Annotated in this window: 3 protein-coding genes; all 3 read left to right on the top strand. The window is 47.2% G+C overall.

Annotated elements, in window-relative coordinates; genetic code table 11:
- Positions 1-601: 601 nt before the first annotated feature.
- Positions 602-1,954, top strand: a complete 1,353-nt coding sequence (locus RMO35_RS20350) for a CmpA/NrtA family ABC transporter substrate-binding protein (RefSeq protein WP_309743668.1) — start codon at positions 602-604, stop codon at positions 1,952-1,954.
- A 118-nt stretch (positions 1,955-2,072) separates the two neighbouring features.
- Entirely contained in the window at positions 2,073-2,915 is an 843-nt protein-coding gene (ntrB, locus tag RMO35_RS20355) for a nitrate ABC transporter permease (protein ID WP_309743670.1), read from the top strand.
- A 255-nt stretch (positions 2,916-3,170) separates the two neighbouring features.
- A partial coding sequence (locus tag RMO35_RS20360; protein WP_309743672.1) for a nitrate ABC transporter ATP-binding protein occupies positions 3,171-5,012 on the top strand: 1,842 nt, incomplete at its 3' end.

The raw sequence follows: 5,012 nt of genomic DNA on the forward strand, positions 1-5,012 counted from the left end.
TGAGACGTGAGTTCAAATCTCGTCCTTTGCTTATTTACTTGCAAAGGTAGTTTAGCGGTAAAACTTCACAGCATCAGACTAAGTTTGTGATAACTGGAAATTATTAGATAGGAATAGCGTTATAACTTATGAACCCGGCAACCAGGATAGCGTTGCCGGGTTTTCAATGGATGTTTTTATTATTTGTCAGATCGTTATATTTTCAGAGCTTTGGCGGTTGCAGTCGAGCGCAACTTGACTATGCGCAAACTAATTTTGTTTAGCCGATTATCCAAGCAAAATGGATAGACAGTCGTTGCAGAGAGATCGAGATCGTGTCAATTATATCGGTCGGCATTTTTTCTAGATTTAGCATTAGCTTTCCTTATGGGAATGATAGTTGTTTATATACAAAATTTAATATATGTAGTGAGGAACGATACTGTTTTAAGGTTCAGTATTTTACGATTTTTAAAAAATAGATTTACCAAGTATTTATTGGGAATTGGTATCAGAAGTTACGGTTTTATCAACACTCAAAAACGACAATAGTATATGATTAAAGGCAAATTCAGACAACGCAATTTTAGCGTTTTCAATATGAGGAGCGGTCTGTAGATATATGAGTCAGTTTTCCAGAAGAAAGTTCATGCTTGCGTCCGGGATTACCGCCGCAGCTAGTGTCTTGACAAACGCTTGTAGTAAAAAAGCTGAAGGCGAGAAAGGTTCTACAACTACGACTACGACAACCAGTAGCACCACGCCAGCAACAACTGTAGCTGCTGGAGAGGCTCCTGAAGTCACTACCGCCAGAATAGGCTTCATTCCACTCACCGATTCAGCACCATTAATCATTGCTAAAGAGAAAGGTTTATTTGCTAAATACGGCATGAAAGATGTCGAAATCCTCAAACAAACTTCTTGGCCAGTTACCCGCGATAATTTGGAGACTGGCTCGGCTGGTGGCGGTATCGACGGAGCGCATATGTTGTCGCCGATGCCCTACTTCATGACGATGGGCATGACTAAAACTAAACAGCCAGTGCCGATGTACATCCTGGCACGGTTGAACACCAATGGTCAGGCAATTTCGGTTGCCAATACCTATAAAGATGCCAAAATCCAGCTTAAAGGTGCCGGATTCAAAGAGGCACTAGCCCAAGCCAAAACCAAAGCCGATGGTAAATCCGACCTCAAAGCCGCGATTACTTTCCCTGGCGGTACTCACGATCTGTGGATGCGGTATTGGTTATCTGCTAATGGTGTCGATCCTGCTAAAGATGTCTCCCTCGTACCCGTACCACCGCCACAGATGGTATCGAATATGAAAACAGCTAGTATGGAAGCCTTTTGCGTGGGCGAACCGTGGAATGCTAGGTTAGTCAACCAAAAGCTTGGTTATACTGCCCTAGTAACTGGCGAACTGTGGAAAGATCACCCCGAAAAAGCCTTTGCGATGCGTGCTGATTGGGTAGACAAAAATCCTAAAGCAACTAAAGCACTGCTGATGGCAGTTCAAGAAGCGCAGCAATGGTGCGATAAGGCAGAGAACAAGGAGGAGATGGCTAAAATCGTTTCCAGTCCTAAGTGGTTCGATATTCCTGTTGCCGATATCCTGGGTAGGATTCAAGGCAAAATCGATTACGGCGACGGCAGAGTTGTAGATAATTATGCCAACTCGATGAAGTTCTGGGCAGACAATGCTTCCTATCCTTACCAGAGTCATGACATGTGGTTCTTGACTGAAAACATGCGCTGGGGGATGATTCCTACTGATTTTGTCAAAGCCAAAGAGTTGATTAAAAAGGTCAATCGTGAGGACTTGTGGAAAGCAGCAGCGACGGCGCTAAAGGTCGATGCTGCCCAAATTCCAACGAGTACTTCTCGTGGGGTGGAAACCTTCTTTGATGGGGTGAAGTTCGATCCAGAAAAGCCTGAAGATTATCTCAAGTCGCTCAAGATTAAGAAAGCTTAGATTAACTAGCGCAGCTCTACTCATGTAGAGCTGTCTGGGCAAATATAGGCTTTGACCATAAAAATACTAGTCCAATTTTAGCATCGAAATATTAGTCTTTTTTATAACTAGGAGAATCATGGCAGTCAGTAGTAGTCAGAAAGTCACCAAGAATCGCCAGAGTCGCAATAGTAACTCGTGGATTGTGAAGCAGGCGCGCGGAATTTTGCCACCAGTAGTTGCTTTGCTAGTATTTTTGGCAATCTGGCAAATATTGTGTCCGATAGGTTCTCAAGGCTTGCCAGGGCCGATTCAGGTCGTGCAGGGTGCTTGGGACCCATTTATTATCAATCCATTTTTTGATAATGGTGGTAACTCCAAAGGTTTAGCATTACAGGTATTTGCCAGCCTTCAGCGCGTTGCGATCGGATTTAGTATTTCAGCAATTGTGGGGGTAGGATTTGGGATTCTAATTGGTTCTAATAAGTTAGTGTATCGATCGCTCGATCCGATGTTCCAGGTATTGAGAACGATTCCACCTTTGGCATGGTTGCCGATCGCATTAGCAGCACTTAAAGACAATGGATTAGCGGCAATTTTTGTAATTTTCATTACTGCTGTCTGGCCGATTCTGATCAATACTACTGTGGGAGTGCAGCAAATTCCTCAAGATTATATTAACGTTAAACGGGTATTAAAATTATCTAATAAGGCTTATTTCTTCAAGATTTTATTACCAGCATCACTACCATATATTTTCACGGGTTTGCGGATTGGCATCGGTCTTTCTTGGCTGGCGATCGTGGCGGCAGAAATGCTCAGAAGCGACGTGGGAATTGGGTTCTTTATCTGGGAATCATATAATAATGCCTATCTCGATCGGATTATCTTGGCACTAGTCTATGTGGGAGTTGTCGGTTTTTTGCTGGATCGATCGATCGCATTTATCGCCACAAAAATTGTCGCTGAAGATCCCAGGTAAGACATGCGATCGATGCTAGTGGGATTGGGCGGGTTTGAATGAAGTTACTGGCAGAATCGACACTTGTGCCATTGTCTTGTCGCGCTGTCTTGACCCAAACGCTTAGCACGAGGAAACCGTCTAGCGACACGTCTTCGCCTACAGCGCGATTTCAGTCGCAAACCGTCCGGAAACAAAGGCGTGCGCGCGCCGCAAACCCGCCCCTACAGATTGTTCCTAAATAGAAGCTATTCACTATCCACTATCCACTAAACTATGTTTGTCCAAATCGACCACGTAGATAAAGTATTTCCGCTAGCTAATGGCGGGAAATATGTCGCCCTGAAAAATATCGAGTTAGAGATTCATGAAGGTGAATTTATTTCGCTAGTCGGGCACTCCGGTTGTGGCAAATCGACCCTATTAAATATGCTCGCTGGACTCGATCGAGCGACGGCGGGCGGGGTAATCTTGGAAGGACGCGAAATTACTGAACCCGGCCCCGATCGAATGGTAGTATTTCAGAATTATTCCCTATTACCGTGGCTGTCTGTCCGCGAAAATATTGCCCTAGCTGTCGATGAAGTCTACAGTAGACGACCCCAAGGCGAACGCCGCAGTATTATCGAGCATCATATCGAATTAGTCGGCTTGACTCATGCAGCCAAAAAGCGCCCCGGCGAACTATCGGGGGGGATGAAACAGCGCGTTGCGATCGCGCGTGCCCTAGCTATTCGCCCCAAATTACTCCTACTCGACGAACCTTTTGGTGCCCTAGACGCGCTCACCCGTGGCGGCTTACAGGAGCAATTGATGCACATCTGCGAAGAGAGTGGCGTTACTGCCGTCATGGTGACACACGATGTCGATGAAGCCTTATTATTATCCGACCGGGTGGTGATGCTCACAAACGGCCCCGAATCCCAAATCGGTCAAATCCTCACCGTCGATTTGCCTCGTCCCCGCCAGCGGATGGAAGTAGTCAAGCATCCCGACTACTACCCGATGCGGAGTGAAATCATCGACTTCCTCAACCAGCAAAAACGCGTCAAACAACGTCAAGCAAATAAATCGACAACGATCCTCGCCCCCCAAACCAAAAAAATCGAACAAACCACCGTTAATATCGGCTACATCCCACTCACCGACGTTGCGCCGTTGATTATCGCCAAAGAAAAAGGCTTCTTTGCTAAGTACGGCATCGAGCAAATCAACCTCCTCCAGGAAGCGAACTGGGACGCGATCGCCGACCATATTGTCAGCGGCGAACTTCACGCGGCTCAGATGGTCGCAGGGATGCCCCTAGCCCTGACTCTGGGCACGAACGATCGACCATCAACCCCAATTTCCGTCCCTCTCGTCCTCTCGCGGAACGGCAACGCTATCACTCTGAGTACCCAGCTCTACAGTAAGGGCATCCGCACGCTCCAAAACCTGAAGGCAGCAATTAAAACCACAATTATCGAGCGGAAACTGACCCTTGGCATCGTCCATGAATGCTCGATGCACAACCTGATGCTGCGGTATTGGCTCGCCTCCGCTGGCATCGACCCAGATATCGATCTAGACTTGGTGGTTATCCCGCCGCAAGAAATGGTCAGTCAATTGAGATCTGGTGATATAGACGGTTTCTGCGTCGGCGAACCTTGGAATACCGTCGCCATTCAAGAAGGGATCGGTTTTGTTATTGCCACAGATCTGGATATCTGGGCTGGGAACCCAGAGAAAGTGCTGGGATTCAGCGAAAGCTGGGTACAACAGCATCCTAATACTCACAGCGCGATCGTCCGCGCCATCCTCGAAGCCTGTGAGTATTGCGATGAACCCCGCCATCGTCCAGAAATCCTCACCCTGCTCGCCAAACACCTCAATGTCTCCCCTCAAGCCATTCGTCCCGGACTAATCGGGCCATTTGACAGAGGTGGTGGCACCGTGCCCGAAATTCTCCCCCGTTACCACCAATTTCACGTCGAAAACGCCAACTGTCCTCGCCGCGTCGAAGGACTGTGGATTCTCACTCAACTCGCGCGTTGGGGCATCACCCCTTTCCCTAAAAATCACCTCGAAATCTTGTCTAGAGTCCGCCGGGTAGACCATTTTCTCACGGCTTGTCAGGAA

This window comes from Chamaesiphon sp. OTE_20_metabat_361, from assembly GCF_031364565.1.

Excerpts from the sequence above, each read along its gene's own strand:
- RMO35_RS20350 (WP_309743668.1), top strand. The coding sequence starts at position 602 with ATGAGTCAGTTTTCCAGAAGAAAGTTCATGCTTGCGTCCGGGATTACC.
- ntrB (WP_309743670.1), top strand. The coding sequence starts at position 2,073 with ATGGCAGTCAGTAGTAGTCAGAAAGTCACCAAGAATCGCCAGAGTCGC.